The 24241-nt window shown below is 49.8% G+C and carries 18 protein-coding genes; 16 read left to right on the top strand and 2 right to left on the bottom strand.

The annotated features are described in order from the left end of the window. The first annotated feature begins 104 nt into the window (after positions 1–104). The 8 genes from G358_RS0113020 (at position 105) to G358_RS0112985 (ending at position 11579) form a co-directional block, all read left to right on the top strand. Positions 105–1727 carry an extracellular solute-binding protein gene (locus tag G358_RS0113020; RefSeq protein ID WP_019637672.1) on the top strand — a complete coding sequence of 541 codons (1623 nt, stop codon included), beginning with the start codon at positions 105–107 and terminating at the stop codon, positions 1725–1727. A 103-nt stretch (positions 1728–1830) separates the two neighbouring features. Beyond that, entirely contained in the window at positions 1831–2754 is a 924-nt protein-coding gene (locus G358_RS0113015; RefSeq protein WP_051107683.1) for an ABC transporter permease, read from the top strand. A 33-nt stretch (positions 2755–2787) separates the two neighbouring features. Next, a complete protein-coding gene (locus G358_RS0113010; protein WP_019637670.1) occupies positions 2788–3660 on the top strand; it encodes a carbohydrate ABC transporter permease in 873 nt (290 codons plus the stop codon). A gap of 102 nt (positions 3661–3762) precedes the next feature. Continuing rightward, positions 3763–4716: a sugar phosphate isomerase/epimerase family protein gene (locus G358_RS0113005; protein WP_019637669.1), complete on the top strand. Its 954-nt coding sequence runs from the start codon at positions 3763–3765 to the stop codon at positions 4714–4716. 45 nt (positions 4717–4761) lie between these two features. Next, positions 4762–6570 (top strand): prenyltransferase/squalene oxidase repeat-containing protein, encoded by a 1809-nt coding sequence (locus G358_RS0113000; RefSeq protein ID WP_019637668.1) that lies wholly within the window; start codon positions 4762–4764, stop codon positions 6568–6570. Beyond that, a complete protein-coding gene (locus G358_RS31710; protein ID WP_019637667.1) occupies positions 6567–9152 on the top strand; it encodes a glycoside hydrolase family 88/105 protein in 2586 nt (861 codons plus the stop codon). Before G358_RS0113000 ends, G358_RS31710 begins: the two co-directional genes overlap by 4 nt. A 427-nt stretch (positions 9153–9579) precedes the next feature. Beyond that, entirely contained in the window at positions 9580–10074 is a 495-nt protein-coding gene (locus G358_RS33670; RefSeq protein WP_019637666.1) for a PH domain-containing protein, read from the top strand. Next, positions 10071–11579 (top strand): PH domain-containing protein, encoded by a 1509-nt coding sequence (locus G358_RS0112985; RefSeq protein WP_019637665.1) that lies wholly within the window; start codon positions 10071–10073, stop codon positions 11577–11579. Before G358_RS33670 ends, G358_RS0112985 begins: the two co-directional genes overlap by 4 nt. Before the next feature lie 85 nt (positions 11580–11664). Here the strand turns inward: G358_RS0112985 and G358_RS0112980 are convergent, their stop codons facing one another. Beyond that, positions 11665–12327 carry a hypothetical protein gene (locus G358_RS0112980; RefSeq protein WP_019637664.1) on the bottom strand — a complete coding sequence of 221 codons (663 nt, stop codon included), beginning with the start codon at positions 12325–12327 and terminating at the stop codon, positions 11665–11667. 164 nt (positions 12328–12491) lie between these two features. Here G358_RS0112980 and G358_RS0112975 point away from each other — a divergent pair, with 164 nt between their 5' ends. Continuing rightward, a complete protein-coding gene (locus tag G358_RS0112975) occupies positions 12492–13067 on the top strand; it encodes a hypothetical protein (RefSeq protein WP_157274356.1) in 576 nt (191 codons plus the stop codon). 544 nt (positions 13068–13611) lie between these two features. On the opposite strand, the gene G358_RS34290 is transcribed toward G358_RS0112975, so the two are convergent. Beyond that, a complete protein-coding gene (locus G358_RS34290) occupies positions 13612–13743 on the bottom strand; it encodes a hypothetical protein (protein ID WP_276203565.1) in 132 nt (43 codons plus the stop codon). A gap of 280 nt (positions 13744–14023) precedes the next feature. Here G358_RS34290 and G358_RS0112965 point away from each other — a divergent pair, with 280 nt between their 5' ends. The 7 genes from G358_RS0112965 (at position 14024) to G358_RS0112930 (ending at position 24074) form a co-directional block, all read left to right on the top strand. After that, a complete protein-coding gene (locus G358_RS0112965) occupies positions 14024–14845 on the top strand; it encodes a class I SAM-dependent methyltransferase (RefSeq protein WP_019637661.1) in 822 nt (273 codons plus the stop codon). A gap of 193 nt (positions 14846–15038) precedes the next feature. Continuing rightward, the gene (locus tag G358_RS0112960; RefSeq protein WP_019637660.1) at positions 15039–15680 is read left to right on the top strand and encodes an FMN-dependent NADH-azoreductase; all 642 of its coding nucleotides are present in this window, start codon (positions 15039–15041) and stop codon (positions 15678–15680) included. A 300-nt stretch (positions 15681–15980) separates the two neighbouring features. After that, positions 15981–17132, top strand: a complete 1152-nt coding sequence (locus tag G358_RS0112955) for an iron-containing alcohol dehydrogenase (protein ID WP_019637659.1) — start codon at positions 15981–15983, stop codon at positions 17130–17132. Between the two features lie 547 nt (positions 17133–17679). Further along, positions 17680–18171, top strand: a complete 492-nt coding sequence (locus G358_RS0112950; protein ID WP_019637658.1) for a group II intron maturase-specific domain-containing protein — start codon at positions 17680–17682, stop codon at positions 18169–18171. A 1361-nt stretch (positions 18172–19532) separates the two neighbouring features. Further along, positions 19533–20573 (top strand): autoinducer 2 ABC transporter substrate-binding protein, encoded by a 1041-nt coding sequence (locus tag G358_RS0112940; RefSeq protein ID WP_019637656.1) that lies wholly within the window; start codon positions 19533–19535, stop codon positions 20571–20573. Next, the gene (locus tag G358_RS0112935) at positions 20563–22371 is read left to right on the top strand and encodes a sensor histidine kinase (protein WP_019637655.1); all 1809 of its coding nucleotides are present in this window, start codon (positions 20563–20565) and stop codon (positions 22369–22371) included. Before G358_RS0112940 ends, G358_RS0112935 begins: the two co-directional genes overlap by 11 nt. Positions 22372–22397: 26 nt before the next feature. Then, the gene (locus tag G358_RS0112930) at positions 22398–24074 is read left to right on the top strand and encodes a response regulator transcription factor (protein WP_019637654.1); all 1677 of its coding nucleotides are present in this window, start codon (positions 22398–22400) and stop codon (positions 24072–24074) included. Positions 24075–24241: the final 167 nt, after the last annotated feature.

The raw sequence follows: 24241 nt of genomic DNA, 5'->3' as shown, positions 1-24241 counted from the left end.
TCCGGCATGGACAGAGCTTCTTCAAATGTAAGCGCAAACATCAGGTGTGAAATGGTTTTGTTTATGCCGAAATCAATTTACGAAATTAGAAGGGGTTGAAACGAATGATAAGGAACAGGAAAAAAGAAACAAGAATGAAATCGGTCCGCCTCATGTTGGTAATGTTGTTGATCAGCAGCTTGCTATTGGCTGCTTGTTCTTCAAAGTCCGAACAGAAGAGTACCGGAGCATCTGGGAAGGCAGGAACAAGCAATCAGGTTGTTCTTTCCGTTGAAGTATTCGATCGGGGCAATTCACCTTCCGGCTACACGATATCGGATAATTACTGGACAAGGTGGGTTCAGGACAACTTCGGTACTCCCAACAATATAAAGATGAAATACGTGCCTGTACCGCGGTCCGAGGAAGTTGAGAAGCTGAATGTGCTGATGGCCAGCGGCGGCGACGTGCCGGATATCGTGTTCACTTATGACTCAAGCACATTTTACCGCTATGCCATGCAAGGGGGGCTGACCGATCTATCCGGTCTGGTCGACGAGCATGCTCCTAACTTGAAATCGTTTCTCGGTGAAGATGTACTGAACTATGGCAAATTGGAAGGAAAGCAGTATGCCATTCCGGCCAAACGGGCCAACATAGGGAAATACTCCTCCTTTATCCGTAAGGATTGGCTGGATAAGCTGAGCTTGCCCGTGCCAGAAACGACAGATGAGCTTTATACCGCCCTTAAAGCCTTTAAAGAGAAAGACCCAGGCGAAACCGGCGGCAAGGTGATTCCACTGGGCATGACGATTGCACCAGCTCAATACGAGCCGCTAATCTGGTCATTTATAAAAGAGACGACGGAGGAGGAGAAGTATACCCTCACCCAGCAGATCGGCTCCCGGGATTACCCCGTACTGCTTCCGGGCTTTAAGGATGCGCTGCAGTTCATGAACAAGCTGTATAACGAAAAACTGATGAGCATCGATTTTGGATTGGACAAAGATAAAAATAAGCTGGTAGAGGACATATCTACCGGTAAAATCGGATTTTTCAGTGAAGATGATATCAATATTTATTATCAGGACGGCTCTTATGAGACACTGCAGGCCAATGTGGATGGAGCTGAACTGATTGCCGTCGATGTATACACCAACGAAAAGGGCGAGCATCCGAAGCCGGAATATGCGCCGATCGGCCTGTACATTATGATTCCGAAATCGAGCGAACGCGCGGTGGAAGCCTTGAAGTACCTGGACTGGATGGCATCGGGAGATGTGCTCTTCAATATGCAGAACGGTATCGAGGGCGAGAACTATACGTTGAAGGACGGCATTCCACTGGCCCTGGAGAACCCAAGCGAAGAAGCTAAAAATCGCATGTACAACGCCGGAGATATGACCATCATTACCAACGGTCAGCAGCTTGGCAGCCCAGAGAAGAACAGGGAAGCCAGAGCGCTCCAATTTCCGCCTAAATACCAGGATGAAGTTCGTGCAGCAATGAAAGTTTCCAACACGGACACGATTCCGCCGGTGTTAATGGACAAGCCGATTGAAGCGCAGACCAAATACGGAACAACGCTGCTCGACAAGTTTCATGAGTTCATTGTGAAGACAACTACAGCTAAGCCAGAGCAATTCGACACGGTATTCGAGGGGGCGATGAACGACTATATGACAAGCGGCGGTCAAGCCATTCTGGATGAGCGAATTAAAGTGTACAACGAGATGAAAGCGAAGTGATTTAAGGCAAAGTAATTTGCCAGGGTCGCAGCGAAGGATTGAAGGGCTAGTAATAGTAGGGCAAAGCGGTGAATCTGCCCTTCGATCCTTTCTTCTGCGCCTGATGACAGAGGAGGCAGAGCCCGTGAAATTTACCCGATATCTTGGGAGGTATTGGCAGCTATATGCGCTATTGCTCCTGCCCATAACTTATTTTTTCATTTTCAGGTACGGACCGATGTACGGCATTCAGATTGCGTTTAAGGATTTCAACTTTTTTCAAGGCATTAACGGCAGTAAGTGGATTGGCCTCGAAGCTTTCCGTGAAGTATTCGGGATGAAAGATTTTTATAAAACCTTGCGTAACACACTGATGTTGAATTTTCTTGATCTGCTCGTTTCTTTCCCGGCACCGCTGATTTTAGCGATTATGTTATATGAGTTAAGAAGCGCCTGGTTCAGGAAGCTGTCGCAGACCATACTCTATATTCCTCATTTTATCTCTTGGGTTATCATTGGCGGTATTGTGTATCAGGTGTTCGGCACTCAGTCCGGAATGATCAATAACGTTATCACCGCCATGGGATTTCAGGAAATTCCGTTCCTCACTGACAAAAACACCTGGCTCATCACTTATTTGGCCGTCGGAGTCTGGCAAAGCGCTGGCTGGGGAACGATCATTTACTTGGCGGCGCTGACGGGCATAAACAAGGAACTGTTTGAAGCAGCCGAAGTGGATGGAGCTACCCGGATGAGACGAATATGGCACATCACACTCCCCGGCATCAAGCCTACGATCGTGACGCTGCTAATCATTAATCTGGGCCATATGATTTCGATCGGCTTTGAGCGCCCATACATTATCGGGAACACGATGGTAAGAGATTATTCCGACGTGCTGAGTACGTTTGTATACCGGATTGGCCTCGAATCGGGCCAATATACGCTGGCGACCGTTGTTGGTCTGTTTCAGGCGGTGGTAGGGCTCATATTTGTGCTCGGGGCCAACTACGCCTCGAAGAAGCTTGCCGGCGAAGGCATTTTATAGCTTGATACCTTTCCGAATAAGGAGTGAATCACGATGAGAGCGCAAATTTCCGGCAGGGTATTTGATATCCTAAACGCGACATTCCTCGGGGTCGTCGTCCTGATCTGTCTGGCCCCGTTTCTTCATATCCTAGCCATATCGCTCAGCTCCAGCCGTCCGATTATGTCCGGCGAGGTAAGCCTTATCCCGGTTGGACTGAACTTTGAAGCATATAAGCAGGTTTTTAGCGACTCGTCGATGATCCGGGCGCTAGGGTTCACGGTGCTGCTGACCGTTACTCATACTGTACTGTGCATGCTCATGACCGTTGCTGCAGCCTATCCGTTGACACAGAAAAAACTTAAGGGCCGTCAGGGCTTTATGTTTATCATTGTGATCACCATGTTTTTCAGCGGCGGTATTATTCCGGAGTATATTCTCGTGCGCAACCTGCATTTGCTGGATACGATGTGGGCCCTGATTTTGCCCGGGCTGATCAATCCGTTCTATTTGATCATCCTGAACTCGTTTTTCAACAACATACCGGATAGTCTTTCAGAGTCGGCTGAGCTGGATGGCAGCTCCCATTTCCGTACGCTGCTTAGTATTGTCCTGCCGCTGTCCCTCCCGGTTATTGCCACGCTTAGTCTATTTTATGCCGTGGGCCGGTGGAACGGCTTTACCGATACGCTTCTGTACATTACGAGTCCCGAATTGTACCCGATGCAGCTTAAGTTATACCAGATGATTCAGAATAACATGATTACCGAGCTTATGCAGATGGAAGGGGCAGTCATGAATGTCCTGCAGCCGGAGAGCCTGAAGGCGGCCAGCGTTATGTTTGCAACAGTGCCCATTTTACTTGTGTACCCATGGCTGCAGCGGTATTTTGTCAACGGCGTGATGATCGGTGCGGTTAAGGGATAGTTATTATCTATTTTGAATCGGGCAAGCGAGCTGAACCAATTATGGCCTGGGGGCAGCTTCAGGTTCAATTTTATCTGATCTGATGGAGGGACGTGATGGAGCATGGCGTTGTCAAAAGGGGAGTACTCTTTCTCGACCTGCTGGAACATAAAGCGGCATACAGTGGGCCGGGACATGATTGAAGAGATTCGATCCCTGGGCTTTCAATGGGTAGAGCTGAACTACAATGTAACACCGGAAATGCTGGCCACAATCGAGCCCATGATCGAGCATGGCGAGATCGGCGTCTCCAGTCTGCATAATACTTTTCCGTATATTGATGACCCTGATTATGGAACAGATTCACTGCTGCTAGGCTTTAATGATGAAGATAAGCGAAAACGGGCGGTCGACCTGCTCGTGCGAACGGCGGAATATGCCGATCGTTATGGCGCGAGGGCGGTTGTTGTACACCCGGGAGAGGTACCGTTCCAGCACAATATCGATGAGGAGTTGAAATCTCTTTACAAGCAGTACGGTCCCGATTCGTCAGCCTACCAGCAGCGTTGGGGAGAAATGCTGGAGCGGCGGGAGTCGCTGAGCAGGCATTATTTGGAGAGGATCGCCTGCAGCCTGGAAGAGGCCTGTGAACGAATTGCAGCGAAGGGCTGGAAGGTGGCGATCGGGATTGAAACGCGGTCCCGTTGCTACCAGATGCCGACGCTGCGGGAGGCTAGAGCGATCATCGACCGGCTGAAGGGTGCACCCGTCGGCCTATGGTACGATTTCGGCCACGGCATGATGATGGAGCGGATGGGCCTGTACGATAATGCGGCGGATATGGAGCTGGTCAAGGATCATATCGCCGGGGTTCATATTCACGAAACGATCGAATTGTCAGATCACTGGTGCCCGTATGTCCACAGCTGCGATATGGAATATTTCGACCGTTTTCTTCCGATGATTGAGGCTGCGCCAGTGAAGGTCTATGAGCTTAAAGCCGCCTGCCTGCCGGAGGAAATCGAGGAAAGCCATCAGCTGCTGCTGTCTAAACTGGAACAACGTTATAACACTTAAAATCCCTTGCGGGTTGTAAGGATGCGGAAAGCGAGATGATGAGTCATGTACGAAAAGCTGGTTGCCCTGAATGACCAGGCCGTATTGGAGAGTCTGGACCGTCAGGTGCTGGACGAAGGCAGCCGATATTACGGCGGCGTTGCTGATCCGGTCAACGGGATTGCCTGGGCCAGCCATGGCGGAACACCGATGGTCATGGCGCTGTGGGCGGCTGCGCTGATCAATGAGGATTCCCGTTATTATCAAGATCGAGAGCTTCTGAAGAGACTGGAGCTTGGAGCGGAATTTCTGCTGAAATTCCAGCATGCCGATGGGTCGATTTCACCCGGGTGGACCAATATGCACTCGCCGCCGGATACGGCATTTGTAGTCGGGGGGCTTGCGCAGGTGTATGAGCTCCTGGAGAGTCACACTTCAGGCTGGCAGCCGCTGCGCACTGCTACGGGGCGTATCCGGTTGTTTCTGGAACGGACGATTCCCGTCCTGTTAACGGGAGGATGCCATACTCCGAATCACCGCTGGGTGCTTACGGCCGCGCTTGGTTTTTTGTACAAGCTGACCGGACAGCCGGAATTGAAGGCTAGAGCCGAAGCTTGGCTGGCGGAAGGGATAGACTGCACAGAGGACGGGGAGTGGACGGAGCGCAGCAACGGAATCTATAACGGCGTCAGCGATATCGTCATGTTCTATACTGCGGAGCTGCTGGACCGTCCCGAGCTTCTGGAGCCGGTACGCCGCAATTTGCGGATGATGGCTTATTTGATTCATCCGGACGGCGAGGTCGTGACCGATTATTCCGGGCGGCAGGATTTTGGGGCGAAGCATGATATGGCGGGATATTTTCTGGTCAGCAGGCTGATGGAAAGCCGGGACAAGGACCCGTTGTTTGCCGCCATTACTGACGCCGCGGGTGAAGCGCTGACTCATCCGGGCTGGCTGCCGAACAATGCGATGATCGGTTACCTGCGTTATCCGGAGCTGCGTGAGCGGCAGGTGCAGCCGGTCCCTCTTCCTGAACAATATCGCGTTGTCCTTAACCGGTATTTTCCGAGAGAGCAATATCTTATGAACATGGAGGCTGCCGGCCATTTCGGGAGAATTTACCACAGCCGGCTCCACCTCGATTTCGGGGCGCCGGTCGCCCGGCAGCGGAGCGGGGACACCAGCATGACTGTGATGACGGAAACGAGTTCATTCCTGTCCCTGCGGCATGGAGCGGTCCGCTTGCTGGCGGTTCAGCTGGCCTCTTCGTTCGAGCCCGGCTATGTAAAGATGAATCGGCTAGAGGAGCTGCCGCGCGGATACAGGCTGAGCGGGGACGAATTCAAAGGCTATTACGGTCCGGTTCCCCAAGATGCATTGCCGCCGTCGGCCTCCGGTCCGGTCAGCCCGTGGTACTTGCTTCCCCATCAATTGCGGGAAGTGACCCACCAGCAGCAGCACCATGTCGAAGCCGAGCTGACGGAGGAGGACAACGGGCTGCGGCTGCGGGTCAAATGCCTGGAGCCGGAAGGGATGATGACTCAGGTATGTTTTATTTTCGGGTCCGAAGGGACATTGAGCGGAGAAGGGCTGGTTCGGCTCACCGAGACGGAAGAGTTCCAGTTCTGGAAGTCGGGCCGGATCCGCTGTTCAGTTGGCGCAGACTGGATTGAACTGGAGGGGGGTCAGCATGAGCACTGGGCAAAAGCTCTGAATAATACGAGCTATCCGTCCGGCTGCCGTTCGATAGTCGTCAATCTGATGACGCCTTACGATTGGACGTTCGACATCAGACTCTCGCCCTCCGGAAATGCCAGCGCAGGAGATGAGAACGGTCCGTCTTCAACGGGAGAGGGGGTTCGCGGCAGATGAGTTATTTCGAGCCGAGGGAGAGCATGCGCAGCGCTTTTGGAGATGATGATCACCGTATTTTGGAGGTACTGGCCGCCCGGTATGTGGGTGCCAATTCGCCAGTGCCATTTGCGATCCGCCCTTTTTCTGTCAATGGAATTATGCAGACCGGGGAAGGGCTCTATGACATGGATATGGCGGTTAGGCTTCCGCAAGCGAAAAGCGGAGACTATGCCTATATCTTCGGAAAAGTATGGAGCGATGATGAGCGTGAGATCGATGTGATCGTGGAGCCGCTGGGTCCTGTGCGGGTTTACGTCCGGGAAGAACTGCTGTACCAGTCTACCGCGGTGGACGAGATGAAGCCGGATGCCCGGGCTGTTATGCCGCTATGTCTGCATCGCGGCTGGAATCCGCTGCTGATTGAGGCGCGGAGGACGGAAGCCGGCTTCGGCTGCCGCTTTGGCGCCGAGGAGGCAAAGGTCCGTATTTTGCAGGTGCAGGCACCGTTTACCGGCCGGGAGGGACATGGCGGATGGGCTTATGCCGGCCCGGTGCAGGCGCCCCGCTTCGGCGGCCAGCATGCATTCCCTGACCCATTGGGCGGGGAAGAGGCGACAGGGCTTACCTGGCTGCCGCGGGTGGAGTGGACGGAAGAAGAGAAGCGCCTGGACAACTGTGAGCGCCTCTTCGGCATGAAGGCGCGGGAGGCCAGAATCGGGGCTGATGCCGGTGCTAGGGCAGAAGGCAGTGCTGGTGGTAGTGCTAGTGCTGCGGCCAGTTTCGGTGCGGCTGCCGGTGCCGGTGCTATAGCAGGAGGCGGTGCTGGTACTAATGTTGGGGCTGGTGGTAGTCCTGAAGCTGATGCCGGTGCCGGTAATGGGGGCGGTACTAGAGTTGGGTCTGGAACTGGATCCGAAGGCGGGATAGGAGCTTTAGGCTGGACCAGACTGGACCTGCCGCCCGCTTCGGATCATCCGCTTGTGCTTGAAGGCCGGGCTGCGGGCAAGTCGGTCGTCTGGCTGGACGGCAGGGTGGTTGCAAAGCTGCCGGCAGGCGGAGTGTTCCGCGTAAGCGTTCCCCGCCCGCCTGCGAATCCCCAGCTTCTCGTCTATAGCCTCATCAGCGAAAGCGAAAGCGGAGATGAAAGCGAAGGAGAGAGCGATGGCGAGGGCCGGGGCTGGGGGTTCGAATTGCAGGCGTACTCGGGAACGCAGCCGCTGAAGCTGCTGCTTCCCGTGCCGGTGCAAGGCTGCGCCAGCCCATGGCTGTATGCCGGTCCGCTGAGCCCTGGAATAAGCATCGTCCCGGAAATAGCTTGCCGCCCTTCAGCGCTGTTCCCCTGTGCGGGGGAGAACGAGGGCGGCTCTGCTCCGGCATTTACTGCTTGGCGTCCGGACCTGCCCGACACATACATTCGTTTCTTCTATGAAAATGCGATGCTAAGCAGCAAATGGACATCAGGCTCCGCGACGAATTTCGGCCGCTGGGACTATCCGCTTGGCGTGACGATGTATGGTCTGCTGCGTACCTCCCGGGAACTGGGACGGCCCGACCTGCTCCGATATGCACTGGAGCATATCCGCTCCTGCACGGATCTGTACGAGTATGCGCTATGGGACAAAGAACGGTATGGCTTTCCGGGCGTGAACCATCAGCTCGTACTTATTAGAATGCTGGACAATTGCGGTTCGTTCGGTTCCGCGATGTTGGAGGCTGCCCGCATGACGGAAGAGCAAGGAGGCGGGAAACAGCAATTTCTGCGCATCGCCGATATGATCGCTGAATTTATGCTGCAGCGGTTGGAACGCAGGCCGGACGGGGCTTTTTTCCGGGAATGTCCGGGTGAATATTCGGCAGATACCATGTGGGCGGATGATCTCTACATGAGCGTCCCATTCCTCATCCGGTATGCGGAAGCGGCCGGGAAGCCGGAGGCGCTGGATGAAGCCGCCAGGCAATGTCTGCTCTTTAATAGCTACTTGTTTATGGAGCAGGAAGGCGTCATGTCCCATGTATTCGACTTTAAATATGGCAAACCGACGCGGGTGCCGTGGGGCCGGGGGAACGGCTGGGTTCTGTTTACGCTGTCCGAGCTTCTGGAGAAGCTGCCGGAAGGGCATGCAGACCGCGGGGAGCTGGTACGAATGTATCGCCAGCTATGCAAGGGGATCACCGCGCTGCAAAGTGCCTCTGGATTATGGCATCAGGTATTGAATCGCCCGGATGCTTATGAAGAAGCCTCCTGTACGGCGATGTTTGTCTATGCGCTGGCCAGAGGCGTGCGTTTTGGCTGGATCGAGCCGGAGCTTCGACACAGCTATGCGGCCACAGCCATGAAGGGCTGGCGGGGACTGACGGAGCAGGCGATGGATCGGCGGGGGAATGTTCATGGCGTATGCAGCGGCTCTCGTTATTCATTTATACCCGATTATTATATGTACGACCTGCGGACCGTGGTCAACGATAACCATGGCATCGGCATCATGATGCTTGCCGGAGTGGAAATTTGCCGGCTGCAGGAACAAGTGAAGAGGGAAGGGGAGGCCAATGGAAAGGATCAGGTTAACGGCGTCATAGGCGCTGCTGAAGTTTCTGGATAACCAGTGCGTCTCGGTTGATGGGCAAGAAACAAAATTTGTTGCCGGTGTGATGGGTATTTTTGGTCATGGCAATGTGACTGGCATCGGTGAGGCTCTTGAACGGAGCGGTGGCGGGCTACTGGTAGGATTGAATGCTCGTAGAATTAAAATGCTAGTAGGAGGAATACTGGGAGGATTACGTAAGGAGAGGCAGATTTGCCGTTCGAGTCCTTCTAAATCTGACAAAATCTCGACCCTGTGGACGGTGGTGCGGTTATGCATCATCGTCCGCTGCTATGTTCGCCTGCAGCTTGTGGCAAGCAGCTTGGAACTATATATATATATTGTAAATTATAAATATTTCAAATTTAAATACTTGTTACCAAATTTGAGGAACTGCGTATACATTAGAAAGACATCATTTCATAAATATAGGTGGTGCCCTCTTGTGTATACTCAGTTGACTCCTCCGCGGGAGCGAATATCTAAAGATGCAGTGAAGGTATGGTTGATAGGTGAAACTATTTTGAACGCGATTGGTTTCCTGATTTTAGCTGTATTGTTCTACCTTGATTACCGGTATTCTTGGAAAGCGTGGGCCGGTTGGATTTTGAAGGGGAGTACGATAATTTTAATCCTCGGATCTCTATGGACGTTCATTCATCCGTTCTTTCTTTACAAAAGCTGGCGATACGACGTAAGTGAGGAGTTTCTGCAAATCAAATCAGGCGTATTGGTAGAGAGGCATGAGCTAGTGCCGATGACCAAAATTCAATCGGTAGCGACCAAGCAGGGGCCTCTACTAAGAAAATATGGTCTTTGCTCAGTGACGCTCACAACGATGGGGTCGTCCCATACGATTCCAGCCCTGCCGCAAGAGATTGCAGTCCAGTTGAGAAGCCAGATTGTCCAATATGCCAAAATTAAGGAAGCAGAGTCATGAGGAAAGCTGAACGATACAACCCGCTTGTGATACTGTTTCAATTGCTGAAATTAGTCAGAAACTCGGTATTCTTTGTCGTTTATTTATTTTTAATAAAGGCTGGATCCGAATCTTCTTTTATCGTCTATGGCAGATACCTATTCTTTGTTGCGCTTGGCATGTCGGTCAGCTCCATTATCGCGAAATGGCTTACCCAGAAGTATAGGCTGGACGATCGTTCCTTTCATCTGTACAAAGGGGTATTCAATAAGTCTGAATGGACGGTCCCTTTCTCCAAAATTCAGAATATCAATCGTCATACTTCATTGTTCCACCGGCTATTTGGAGTGACTTCGGTCAGATTCGAGACGGGCATGGAAGGGGAGGGGGCGGACGTATCCTTCGAAGTTATTTCCAGGCACGAAGCAGATCGAATAGAAGCGGCCATCGCAGTCAGCCAAAGTCAGGCGCTCAAGGAAGTGTCTTCTGCCGAACCCGTGGGCGTAGGGGCGGAGGAGATTCCTTCAGATGAGACGGAGAGTACGGCACAACAACGTACGGTTCACTTTACTCCAACGCAAAAAGATATATTGAAAGCTTCCTTTACATCGTTGAGTTTTCTGGTCCTTATTCCTGTGATCATTTCGGTTTATTCGAAAATAAATGATGTTTTCAATATTGAGGATAAAGCTGGCGGATTCGTGCAAAGCATATGGAGCTCCAAATGGCTCTTCGCCGTTATTGTCGCCGCCTTCATCCTGGCCTCTATGCTGCTTGGAATCGCGAGGACTTTTCTCAAGTATGGAAAGTATGAGATTTCTTCCGACGAGGATCACATTTATATCGCCAAGGGGGTAGTGGACAAAACGACCTTCTCTATCGCCAAAGAAAGAGTGCAGGCCGTGGAACTTCAGCAGTCCGTCCTAAAGAGATGGCTGGGGCTTGCCGAGGTGAAGCTGATCAGTGCAGGGGGCCTGAAATCCGACAAAAATGTAGGGGAAATAAATTCGCTGTATCCGTTTTTGCCCGTGACACGCGCATACGACATGATAGCCGAGATTTTACCGTCCTATGAACTGACGGCGGAGATGAAGCGTCTTCCGGTCAGCTCGCTGTGGATCCGACTGTTGCGCCCAAGCTGGCTCTGGGTGATTATAACGGCTGGCCTGTATGTATTTCAACCCAGGTTTTTGGCCTGGTGGATTTTGTCGGCGGTTCTGCTTGCAATCGTTCTGATTGCCAGATGGCTGGGTTACTTGAATACCCGGTACATATTGCACCGTAACTTTATTCAGATGAAAACAGGAAGCTTTGCTACTACTCTATTCGTGTCCAGAAGAGATAAAATTATTGAAGTCAAGGTAACCCAAAGTAAAATCCAACGGCTGTTTGGCCTAGCTACTATCGGTACAGTAAATCGGGCCAAGCCGGTTCATCGAACGGGAGTGAAGGACGTGCCCCTGAAAGAGGCACAAGCTTTTTACAACTGGTACGTCGGCCGCACACAGGAAATTGAAATCGAGTGAGGTCAATCGGAGATTCATTTTCATTAGCTCAAATAAAATAAAGAGGGGCTGTAATGCCCCTCTAACCATTTTCTATAGCAGCGTCCTATCTTAAATAGCTGAATAGGCTGATGCGCGGCTTCATATGTTTTATACGCATTATTACCGGTGGATTTTTCACTCTGCGGACCAAGACGATAAGACAGATCAGAAAAGCCAGGCCAAAAATAACGATGACGCCGATCGGGCCAATCGCCGAAAGTATAGCGTACAGAATTCGAGCCTGGGCTTTAACGATTCTGCCTTTTTCTATCGACTGCTGCTGCGCGATCGTGGCAAACGAGGTCAAAAAAATGCCAAGACCGGTGATGATCAGCATAATGAATAAAGGCTTGATTGCTGCCTGGCTGCTTGTGAGTTCCTCTTTCGTGTATTTGTACCCCTTACCCATATGTATGTGCAGATGCTGGATAAAATCTTCCTGAATATGCGGGTCAAGCATAACGATAAAGTCGGTAGAGGTTTTACGGAACTGAAGCCGGGTGACGACCGTAATTAACCGCCCTTTTTTATTACATGAAATTTTCAAAATATCAGGTATGGCAAATACCTCTCCATGCTTGGGCAATTCTGCTCCATATTGAATGGCTTCAATAAACAAGGATTCTTGTTCCTTCAATACCTCCGTATAAATAAAATCGGGAGTAAGAATGAGCACTTCATCAGGCTTCGTCTCAAATACTCTAATATCGCTGGCTGGATTTAACACAATAACCCTCCTTTCACCTAAATTTTCCCTTTATACTATGTATCGGCCAGGAAGACAGGTTTCGACAGTTTTTTGAATTTCAAGTCGTTAGCTTATAATAACTAAAGATATTGTAAAAACTATACGCTATGTACAATATCAAGCTTAACTTACGGAGGTATACGATGACACATAGTAAAGACAGCACTAGGCGTGGTCTCTATTCCACACTACTTCTTGTCATTTGTACATGTATTTTGTTAAGCGGCTGCACGAGCAAGCCGCAATCTGGTGCACAGGGGACAAAGGAGGCGCCGGCCGCGGATTCATCGGCATCGACAGGAGCGAACTCCAATAACTCGGTGAACAATCCGAAGCATCAGCAGGACGGAACGGCAGCCATTTCGGATACGGAAGGACTTCCATCCGGTGTGAAAGTCAAAAGGGTAATTAAAGATATCACTCTGAAAAATAATTATCATAAAAAGATTGAGCTGCTGACGGACGGAGGCAAGCGCGTCACGATTACGGATGCAAACGGCGGGCTGGTCCTGCTTAATCTGGAATATGAGGGGATCATCTCACAGGTTAGCGGTAAGGAAGTCACCGTTCAAGTGGATCATGGTACACAGCAAACAATTACCATTCCGGACAATGTAACGATTGAAGACGACGACAACCTTGGGTTGAATAAAGGGGTTGAAATTGAGTGGACGATCGATGGGGAGGGGAACATTCAAAACGTGGAGCTTGACGATTAGGAATCATATAAATTGAACTGAACAATTGGGATACAGGCAGGGGAAAAGGTTGATTCCGAAGAAACTGAAGGGGATGTCCAAAAAGTACCCAAAATAAAAGTTAAGCGGAAAACACCACGGTTTTCCGCTTAACTTCTTTACACATCTGCTTTTGCTTTGCTTTTGCTTTGCTTTTTCTCTGCTTTTTCTGGTGTGAGGCCGTGATTGTCGTCGGTTAGTTGCCGGCTGAGCGGCTAGGAGGGTTTGGGTGGGCGTGTGGCCGTGTGGCCGAGTGGCTGAGTGGCCGTGTGGCCGTGTGGCCGTGTGGGCTTAGTGTCTTAGTGGCTGAGTGTGGCCGTGTGAGCTTGCGGGCAAATGACTGGGCAACTGGTTTTAGCATATGCGAAACTAACGGTTAACGGACACAGGGGGCGCTATTTGCGAAATTAAGGGGATTTTGGAGCGCTAACGGACCTACGTTCCGCTATTGCTCCCAAAAACCTGTTTATTGCAGTCCATTTGGTCGAATAACGGAACCAGTGTCCGTACGCATAGCGAAACAGGCCTATTTCAACAAATAGCGGATCTCCTGTCCATTAGCGGATGACCAGTTCACGAATCCTGCCAATTCCGTCGGTCTCATTAGTCCCGCGAGTCCCACCGCCCCCACCGCCCCCATCAATCTCACCAGTCTCATCAATACTCCCCCCTCTCACCAACCCGACCAACGTCACCAACGTCACCAACGTCACCAACGTCACTAACCCGACCAACCCGATCAACCCCATCAACCCCATCAACCCCATCAACCTCACCAATCCCATCAACTCACACTCACCACTCTTACTCTCATCCCTCTCACCAAATCTACTAACTCCTAGACCACTAACCTTCTAAACCATTAACTCCCAAGTTTGCATGAGGCAATCAGGGGGATTAAAATAGGTAGCAATTACATATCATAGGAGGCGGTTCAAGTGATACCAGAAGGAAATTTGCTAAGCAATGTCGAGCGCTTTACCGGGTTTGCCAATGTGTATGATCAGAATCGGCCTGAGGCTCCTGAACTCGTCGTGAGGATTTTAACGAATTATTTGGAGAAAAAACCTGCGCTGATTATAGATGTAGGCTGCGGCACCGGATTGTCCACTTTGATCTGGAAAGACCATGCGGAACGAATCATTGGCGTAGAGCCGAATGACGACATGAGAAGTCAAGCGGAGGAGAAGCTTAGGGAAAATCAAGATGCGGAGCATATTTCTTTTGTCCCGGGCTATTCCAATCAACTGAATGCTGCCGACGAATCGGTTGACATTATTACTTGTTCGCAGTCGTTCCACTGGATGGAACCCGTCAGCACCCTGCAGGAAGTACATCGGGTTTTGAGACGGGGCGGGATTTTCGCAGCCTATGATTACGATTGGCCGCCTATCGCAAGCTGGCGCCTGGAACGTCAATACCTTCAGTTAATCGAAAAGGCCGACGCGTTGGTTGAACAACTGGTCGCGCACGAGGCGCAGGCAATGAAACGGGATAAAAGTGAACATTTGCGTGTGCTGCAGAACAGCGGCGTATTTCGTTATACAAGAGAGGTTGTGTTTCATAATACAGAACCATGCAATGCCGAGCGATTTGTAGGAATCGCCCTAAGCCAGGGGGGATTGCAAACCGTATTCAAAGCGGGATCGAAGGAATTGGATGCGGACATCGCTGCCTTCCGGGAAAGCGCCCATAATTATTTCGGGGATCAGACACTAGAAATTATGTTCAGCTGCAGAATGAGGCTGGGAATTAAGTGATGGCAAGGAGTAAAATACGGCTAGAACTTAAAATAACAGCTAGGAATTAAATGGAAGAGATGAAAAGATGACAAATGATGACAAGGAATGTCCATCCATTGGGGCTGTAGGTGTGACACCTAAAACGATTATCTGGTAAAATAAAAGTGATGTCTATCACATCTACTAGATATAAAAAGTGGAGGAATCTTACATGAACGTATTAGTAGTAAAAGCAAACAATCGGCCGGCTGCAGAAGGCGTGTCGAGTAAAATGTACGAAGCATTTATAGAGGCGGTCAAAGAGGCAAAGGAACTGAACGTGACTACGTATGATGTATTCGCTGAAGACATGCCTTACTTTGGTCAGGATCTGTTCGACGCCTTCGGTAAAGTTCAGAGTGGCGGGGAGTTAAGCGATGTGGAAGGACGCATCCTGGCAGCTAAGCAAAAAGCGATGGATGCACTTTCGGAAGCGGATGTAGTCGTTTTCGCGTTCCCGCTATGGAACCTGACTATCCCGGCTAAATTGCAAACTTTTATCGATTACGTCTATGCGGCAGGTTACGCATTTAAATATAGTGAAGAAGGCCAGCTCGTTCCGTTGATGACGGATAAAAAGGCAATCTTCCTAAGCGCGCGCGGGGGAATTTACTCCACGCCGGAAACGGCGCCAATGGAAATGGCTGTAAATTACATGCGCAACGTATTTGGTGGAGTGTTCGGCATGCAGATCATCGATGAAGTTGTGATCGAAGGGCATAACGCGATGCCGGCGAAAGCGGGCGAAATTGTTGAAGAGGGACTGCGCCGGGTAGCGGAAGCGGCTTCCAAACTGACGCATCAATACGTTTAAGCCGAACCGATAAGAGGAATAAACTACGTGTTTTGAAAATAAGGGGCTGTCTCTGCTGGTCGCAATCGACCGGGCCGGGGACGGCTCTTTTTTTAGGCCTCAAACACAAACAAATAAAATACCACAGCATATTGTGTGGCTTTCGTTCAATAAAAGACAAAACAAAATAAAAAAACAGTTAAAAACAGTATGTAATATGTTGACTACGAAGAAAATGCAAGGTACGATAAAGACGCGTAGTATGTGAAAAGTGTCACTTGAAAGTATAATTTACTATACGGATTGGGAGGCTGGTCGAAAATGAGTACTCGTGTGTATTATGTTCCGTCCATCAACATTATGGGCAAAGGTTGTCTCCAGGATATCGGACCTTACATTATGGAGCTTAACTTGAAGAAAGCGCTCGTCGTAACCGATAAATTTCTAATGAAGAGCGGCATTGCTGGTAAATTGTTGAAAGTGCTGGATCAAATCGGGCTTGATTATGCAGTCTACGACGAAGTGAAACCGAACCCGACGTGTAAAAATGTGCATGACGGAGTGGAGGCGCTTCGGGCAAACGGCTGTGACTTCCTCATATCGCTCGGTGGCGGCTCGCCGCAGGACACGGCAAAGGGTATAGGGATCATCGCTACAAATGGCGGTCATATTACGGAGTATGAGGGTATCCATAAATCGAAGCACAAGTCGCTGCCAATCGTGGCTGTGAACACTACAGCAGGAACGTCTGCCGAAGTGACGATTAATTATGTCATCACAGATGAGGAACGCAAAGTGAAAATGGTGATGGTCGATAAGAACAGCATCGCGACGATCTCCGTTAATGATCCGGAGCTGATGGTGGACAAGCCTGCCGATCTGACCGCGGCAACCGGTATGGACGCGCTGACGCACGCCATCGAAGCGCTGGTAACTCCGGGCGCTTATCCGGTAACAGACGCTACTGCGCTGGCAGCCGTGGAGCTGATTTATAACAACTTGGCGCGAACTGTGAAGAACGGACATGATATTGAAGCCCGAGAGCAGATGGTATACGCGATTTTTCTCGGCGGCCTCGCTTTCAATAACGCCGGTCTTGGTTATGTGCATGCGATGGCGCATCAACTGGGCGGTGTTTATGATTTGCCGCACGGTGTCTGTAATGCGATGCTGCTGCCGATCGTGGAAGAAGAGAACGCCAAGCATGTACCGGAGAAATTCAGACCGATTGCCAAGGCGATGGGAATGGATGTGAACGGGAAGAGTGACAAGGAATGCGCAGATTATGTCGTGAATGCGATCAAGGAGCTGTCCAAGGAAGTCGGCATTCCGGCCAAACTGTCCGAGTTGGGCGTAACTGAGGCAGATCTGGATCTTCTTGCAGAAAACGCCATGAAGGACCCCTGCGCCCCGGGCAATCCGTTTATCCCGACGAAAGATGAAGTGATCGCGATGTTCAAGAAGATCCTTTAGCTCCAGCTTGTAGTCGAATTTCCTTTGCATTACTTGTGATTAGTTATTAAATACTCCACTTTAGGTGCGACCAAGCGTAGGTTGTGAAGTTTAGCAGGTGGAAATCCTGCTTGGAAAGGCAAAGCCAAGCCACCAATAGCGAGTCTTGGACGGCTGGAAGTAATTCTAGACGTTAAGCGTAGACAGTCAGGTAGCAGGCCTGAAAGTGATTGAGCCACGAAAAGAGCAAAACGGAGAGGTCGACGTTTTCGAAAGTACGGAAGACAACACTCATTCATGCGTCAAGGGCGAGGATGAATGAGCTCTCCCGGGGTCGTAGAGCCAGGCATGCTATACAATGACTTTACAGCAACTTGGGAGGCCCTGCCTATTCTTCTGAAAGAAGTATGACAAACAACTGATCATAAGGGAGGATGTCAAATGATGAACAGGGAGTCGGAACACTGCGTAGTACCGATGAAACCGAGTAACGTCGGTAGAGGAAAGGCAGTGACATATCATCACTCTTGATAGAGACACATTTTCTACACACAGGGGTAGGGCGAAAATGCAAACAAAACTAGCAAGAATAGCAGAGATTGCAAGAGAAAAGCCAAAAGAGCAATTCACATCGCTGTATCACCTCATGAACGAGGAACTACTGACACAATGCCACCAGGAACTGGATGGCAGCAAAGCAACAGGTGACTATTGCAGCAAAAGCAGCAAGGGTAAATTTAGAATAAAGAGGAAAACAAGCGGAAAGAAGTCCAAGGCAAAAGTGAAAGCATTCAAAGAATGGCTGAAAGCAGAACGCCATCAAGATGTAAAGGAATTAATGAAAACTATACGGGCCAAGCTGATCGGACATTACCGCTATTATGGGATAACCGACAATAGCCGGGGGCTGTCCGTATACAAATTTCAGATTACCAAAGCATTATTTAAATGGTTGAATCGCAGAAGCCAGAAAAGAAGCTTTACGTATGACCAATTTAACCTCTTTCTGAAACGTAACCCTTTACCTGAGCCCAAAATCTATGTGAGTATCTATGGCTAATCATTGCAATTCTGTAAACGATGTTATGAGGAGCCGTATGCCTTAATTGGGCACGTACGGATCTATGAGGGGCATGAGCCGTGAGGCTCATGTCTACTCGACCGGAGGAAAAAGTAGCTTGAACCTAGGTGTATTGTTGGTTAGAAGCTGAGAAGATGAATGGCTTGACGAAGTTTCGCCGTGTAATAAAGCAGATGCCGATGCAGCAACTTTCGGGTTTGAGTAATTTGTTATGTAGACAGGTAATTTGTTACTTAGGTAGATAAGTAGTCACGCAGGTAGATAAGTTGCTACGTAGGTAGATAAGTAGTCACGCAGGTAGATAAGTTGCTACGTAGGTAGATAAGTTATCACGTAAGTAGATAAGTTGTTACGTAGGTAGATAAGTTATCACGTAGGTAGATAAGTTATCACGTAGGTAGATAAGTTGTTACGTAGGTAGATAAGTTATCACGTAAGTTATCACGAGTAGGTAATTTGCTGTGATGTTGGTAATATGCCACGAAAGTAGGTAAAGGTCTCGGTGTGAATTCAGCGTCGACTTTAGTTATCGGACCGGACTTGGGATCACGCCCCAGCGATACGGCTTTATAATAAAGCTGTACTCGTTAATGCGGAGTGAACGTGGAGCAGAGGATCTCAATTCCTTTCTGCTTGGAATAGGCAGCTATGGTAGGAATGTAGATGATATTTCATATACATTCTCTGCATTAGGCAGCTACACGGGAGATTATGTATGATATTTCATATACATTCCCTGCATTAGGCAGCTACACGGGAGATTATGTATGATAATTCATATACATTCCCTGCATTAGGCAGCTGCACGAGGATTATGTATGATAATTCATATACATTCCCTGCATTAGGCAGCTTCACGAGGATTATGTATGATAATTCATATACATTCCCTGCATTAGGCAGCTACACGAGGATTATGTATGATATTTCATACACAATCCTTGCATCTGGCTGCTAAGTGAGTGTTCGTTGTCAATTTGAGTAGCGGGCCCCAGTTCTGCCCATTTACATTGAGGCTTATTTGCTTATTTGCAAATTTCAAGCTACAAAGCTGCAAAGCTGCAAAGCTACAAAGCTACAAAGCTGCAAAACTGCAAAGCCTGTAAAGCCGCAAAAGCTGCAAAAGCTGCGAAAGCCACGAACGCTGCAAAAACTGCAAAGCTGCGAAAGCTGAGTTAAACACATGAAATCATAAACGTCTCTCCTTAGCCGGACATTCGCGGGAAACCACGGGGTTCGGCTTTCTGCATAAGTGGGTACTTTAAGGTACTTTACACTTAAGTGCAGCCATGATAACTTAACAGCAATTGTAATAAGGAATTGGGAAGGAGGGAGAGGACTTGTGGCGTGGCTGGAAATATGGGGGGCTGCTTGTGCTATTGTTCATCATAACGAGCTGTCTGAACAAGGATGAAGCTGCACGCTATGAGGTTATTTTCTCCAAAGATACGGAAATACAGGCATCGGCCCGGCCAACGAATGAGAAGTATACGATCGGAATGGTTCCAAAAGCGACTGAAAACCCTTATTTTAATCAGGTGGAGGATGGAGCGCGGGAAGCGGCGATGGATCTGGGCGTAGAGTTGATTTATGAAGGATCGCCAGTCGCGGATACGGAGCAGCAGATTCGGGTCATTCGCAATTTAATTGCCCGGAATGTCGATATGCTGGCCATTTCGGCGAATGATTCCACCCGGCTCTTGCCCGTTCTTATGGAGGCGAAGCGGCACGATATCCGGGTCATTACCTGGGATTCGGATACGGCAGAGTCTGGCCGGGAGCTGTTCATTGATATGGTCGATCCGGAAACGCTTGGGCGCCACTTAATGGATGCGCTTGCAGAGCAGATGGAGGAGGAGGGCACCTTTGTTATTTTGACCGCAACCTCTACAGCTTCTAATACGAATGAATGGGTGAAATGGATTACCGCGCAAAATCGCGAGTATTATCCACAGATGACGCTGCTGCAAACGGTAGCGACGGACGACGATCCGCAAAAAGCTTACAGCGCTGTCATGGAGCTGCTCGCACAGCACCCCGGGCTGGGCGGGATCATCGGCACCTCGGCTGTAGTGCCGCCGGCTGCGGCGAAAGCATTAATCGACAGCAATGTAACGGGACTGCATATTGCCGGCCTGTCTACGCCTAACCTGATGCGCTCTTATCTGGAAGCGGGAACGGTTCAGAACATTACTTTATGGAGTCCCAAAAAGCTGGGGTATCTGACGGTCGTTTTGGCCAAAAATTTGCTGGACGGGGCACCGCCTTATCACGGCCAGGATATTCGCAACGTGGGGGAAATCAGAGTGAAGGGCGATACCGTCATTATGGGCGAACCGCTTGATTTTACGAAGGAAAATGTGGATCAGTATGCTTTTTAGAAATCGAAAACGCCGCTTCCGGGATTTTCGGCTCAGTTCCAAGCTGATTATCGTTTATGTCACGCTGACAGTGCTGCCCATGTCGCTGCTGGGTGTCATTTCCTTTCGCGAATATACGAAATCCATCGTCGAGCAGATCGGTGAATATATGCCGAAATTTCTCGACCAGGCCAACAATACAATCGACCAGCATATCGAGAAATGGAGCGCGCTTCCTGAACAGCTGTTCAATTCTACCGATGTCGTGCGCATATTGCGGAAAGACTCCTATCAATCCAGGGCGAATCTGAACACGGACAGTTACGTCGTCAACAATTATTTGTCCCGCAACTATTTGGAGGGCAGCAACTCTGAAATTCTCGGCGTTTTTATTTTGTCTAAAAATCGCTTGTATGCCGCTTCGAGAATGGAATACACCGGAATGGATGACGAGGATTTGCGCGTGCCATACGGCCAGGATATTGATTTGCGGGGTAAAGCCAAGCTGCTCATTTCAAGTGATTTCGGACTGAAGTTCGACAATAACGAGCCTTATTTACTAATTATGAAGCAGATCGACGACGTGGAAAATCGCACGAGCCTGGGGACGATATTTATAGCGGTCAAAATGTCATTTATCGACGGGATCGTGCACAGCTTTGAGAATAACCCCAATGCGGAGTTCTGGCTCATTCATAGTGAAGGCGAAATGTTCTATCATTCCGACCGGGCTAAAATCGGAAGCTATGATCCGGAAATTCATCACTATCCTGTCAAGAATGGCAGCTTTCGCAAGGAACAGGGGGGGACGACCTGGATAATGAGCATATCCGAGTCGCAGGCCTATGACTGGATGCTCGTTCATAGCATCCCCTTGAAAGAACTGACGCAGCGTATGGAACTGGCGCAAAATGTGAACAATTTCATCTTTGTCGGCTTTGCTCTCGTGACGCTGATCATATCGATTGTGTTTGCGCTGCGGGTTACTAAGCCGCTAGAGCGGCTTAGCCGGCTGATGAAGGAAGTTGGAAAAGGCCGTTTTGATGTCAATCCGCAAATCCATACCCGGGATGAGGTAGGGATACTAGCAAAAAGCTTCACCTCCATGGTGTCCACCATTCAACATTTGATTGATAAAAATGTGCAGACCGAAATCAGTCAAAAAGAAGCGGAGCTATATGCGCTCCAGTCGCAAATTCATCCGCATTTTATATACAACACACTCGAAACGATCAGTATGGCGGTCGAAGAGGGAGAGAAGGAAACCGTTGTTTCCATGGTAGCGCTCATGGGACGCATGCTGCGTTTCTCGGTATCGAATAAATCCCGCTGGGTAACGCTGGCCGAGGAGATTGCTCATGCACATGATTATTTAACGATACAGATGTTCCGGTTTGAGGATCGGCTCGCTTTTGACATATCGGTAGAGGCAGATGAGATGTTATTTACACCGAAATTCATTTTACAGCCGGTCGTTGAAAATGCGGTGAAATACGGAATGGAGCAGCGGCAGCGCCTGAATTTAAACATAACGATCACAGAAGAACAGGGGAGTTCAGGACGGGAACGCCGCCGTATCGTATTTAAAATTAAAGACAACGGGCCGGGGATAGAAGCAGAGCGCCTGCAAGCATTGAACCACCGGCTTCTTTATGCCGTATCCGAACGCAAGGATTCAGGATTTGGCTTGGAAAATGTCAATGCCCGCATTCAATATATGCTGGGTCAAGGATACGGAGTTCGCCTGGAAAGCGAATATGGATCTGGTACAACGGTAATTATCGTAATTCCCGCATTGCCTGAAGCGGGTTCCCCGTAATCTGTCTTACGTAAAGGAGAACAGAAATGCAATCGATAAAAGTATTGATCGTGGATGATGAGCCGCGAATTTGCCGCGGCGTGGAACGGCTTGTGCGTGGATGCGGTGAAGAGTGGCAGGTGGTGGCGGCGCTGAGTGACGGCAGACAGGCTCTCGATTTTTTGGCAGGCTATGAGGGGGAGGTAGACTTGTTAATTACCGACATTCGCATGCCGGAAATGGACGGGTTAACTTTGATCGAGAAAGCGAGTGAGAGCTACACTTTTCAAACGATCGTATTAACGGGCTACGATGATTTTGAATATGTGCGCACTGCTTTGCGCGGCGGGGCAACGGACTATTTGCTAAAGCCTATGGATCGGGAGCAGTTTGCTATGAGACTGGCCGAGGTGAAACGCAAAGTGATGGAGCAGCGTCTGCAGCAGCAGCAATGGACAGCGATGCTTCTGAAGGAAGAAATGCTGAAGCATGCCCGGCAAACACAAACGCTAAGCTACATCACTTCTACAGAAACGGATTTGTCCCGCCTGGGATATTGGGTAGATGCTTTCCCGGAAGGAAATTACGGCTTGCTCTACATTAGCCTGGATAAGCTGCCCGTAAAGTCCCGCTCCTTTAAGGACAGAGACTGGAAAGCCTACTTCTACGCCTTGGACAACATGATCGGTGAAATTATTACCGCTCCGCACGATGGACGGCAATTGCAGGGGTGGAGCTGGCGGGGCAGTCAATCCGACTTCTGGACACTGCTCCATTTTCCGGCGAACGAGCCTGCAGCTGATTGCAACAGTACAGCCGCAAAGATGGCTTATGAAATATGCCGGGCTGTCCGTACCTATACTCCGTTTACCGTGTCCGTCTCCTGCGGACAATGGATCGACGACCTGTATATGCTTCCCCATGCCAAGCAGCAGGCGCTGGCGGCTATGCAATACCGGCTGGTGAGTGGCGGCAACCGGGTTTTTACTTATGAGAACGCAAACTTTAGAAATAGGGAAGGCGGGGAGGGTGCGGAAGGCGGTTTAGATACGTTTACGGATCACGCTCTTCCACCGCTGTTACAAAAATTAAAGAGGTGCATTGAACAAGGAAGGACAGAGGCTGCCGAAGACCAGTTCAAGGAAATATTCCGCCATATTGAAGCTTACGGATCACCGCCCCGGATTCTGGACGCGACGCTGCATCTGGTCATTCTGATCCATTCTGCGCAGTTTGAAGCCATGGGCGGCGAGCTGTCTGCAGAACGAGCGGAGGAGGCGCTGCTCAAGGTGCGTGAAGCAGTGGACCTGCAGGAGCTTAAAGTATCCATACTACAGATGCTTAGGCAGGTCGTACAGTCATTGGCCGATGAGCGGGCACAAATGACAGCAAAGCCGGTGGAAATCGCCAAAGAATGGATTGTATCGCATCTCAACAGCAATTTGACGATCAAAAAAATCGCCGATCATGTCCATATGAATCCGACGTATTTTTGCCAGCAATTCAAACTGCAGACAGGGGAGACGGTGCTGGATTTTGTTACGAAGGTCAGAATGGAGCGCGCAAAAGAGCTGCTGCACAATCCCGCAGCAAAACTGCAGGAGGTAAGCAGGCAGGTGGGATATCAGGATGCGAAATATTTCAGCAGGCTGTTTAAGCAGTATTTTGGTGAGCTTCCGTCCCGTTATAAAGAGCTGGCTGCCGGTTCAGGGAGGAAATATTGAGAGACAGATACGGTTCATAGGGAATTGAGAACAGTGAGTATTATAGACGCCGAAAGGCGTTTTTTTGTGCTGCAAATACATCTCTGAAATCTTTAAAACATCTCTTAAGTATCTCGAAACGTCTCTTAAGTTCTTTTAAGCCCTTTTAAGCCCTCTTAAGTTCTCTT

Origin of the sequence: Paenibacillus fonticola DSM 21315 (genome assembly GCF_000381905.1) — a bacterium.
Lineage (GTDB): Bacteria > Bacillota > Bacilli > Paenibacillales > Paenibacillaceae > Fontibacillus > Fontibacillus fonticola.
The sequence above is the reverse complement of the archived record's forward strand: the minus strand, read 5'-3'. Positions and strand labels throughout refer to the sequence as shown.

Bases quoted from the DNA above. Each gene is read 5' to 3' on its own strand.
- G358_RS0113015 (WP_051107683.1), top strand. From the start codon at position 1,831: ATGACAGAGGAGGCAGAGCCCGTGAAATTTACCCGATATCTTGGGAGG.
- G358_RS31710 (WP_019637667.1), top strand. From the start codon at position 6,567: ATGAGTTATTTCGAGCCGAGGGAGAGCATGCGCAGCGCTTTTGGAGAT.
- G358_RS0112960 (WP_019637660.1), top strand. From the start codon at position 15,039: ATGAACGTATTAGTAGTAAAAGCAAACAATCGGCCGGCTGCAGAAGGC.
- G358_RS34290 (WP_276203565.1), bottom strand. From the start codon at position 13,743: ATGAGACTGGTGAGATTGATGGGGGCGGTGGGGGCGGTGGGACTCGCG.
- G358_RS0112935 (WP_019637655.1), top strand. From the start codon at position 20,563: ATGCTTTTTAGAAATCGAAAACGCCGCTTCCGGGATTTTCGGCTCAGT.
- G358_RS0112950 (WP_019637658.1), top strand. From the start codon at position 17,680: ATGCAAACAAAACTAGCAAGAATAGCAGAGATTGCAAGAGAAAAGCCA.
- G358_RS0113000 (WP_019637668.1), top strand. From the start codon at position 4,762: ATGTACGAAAAGCTGGTTGCCCTGAATGACCAGGCCGTATTGGAGAGT.
- G358_RS0112975 (WP_157274356.1), top strand. From the start codon at position 12,492: ATGACACATAGTAAAGACAGCACTAGGCGTGGTCTCTATTCCACACTA.
- G358_RS0113010 (WP_019637670.1), top strand. From the start codon at position 2,788: ATGAGAGCGCAAATTTCCGGCAGGGTATTTGATATCCTAAACGCGACA.
- G358_RS0113005 (WP_019637669.1), top strand. From the start codon at position 3,763: ATGGCGTTGTCAAAAGGGGAGTACTCTTTCTCGACCTGCTGGAACATA.
- G358_RS0113020 (WP_019637672.1), top strand. From the start codon at position 105: ATGATAAGGAACAGGAAAAAAGAAACAAGAATGAAATCGGTCCGCCTC.
- G358_RS0112985 (WP_019637665.1), top strand. From the start codon at position 10,071: ATGAGGAAAGCTGAACGATACAACCCGCTTGTGATACTGTTTCAATTG.
- G358_RS0112930 (WP_019637654.1), top strand. From the start codon at position 22,398: ATGCAATCGATAAAAGTATTGATCGTGGATGATGAGCCGCGAATTTGC.
- G358_RS0112955 (WP_019637659.1), top strand. From the start codon at position 15,981: ATGAGTACTCGTGTGTATTATGTTCCGTCCATCAACATTATGGGCAAA.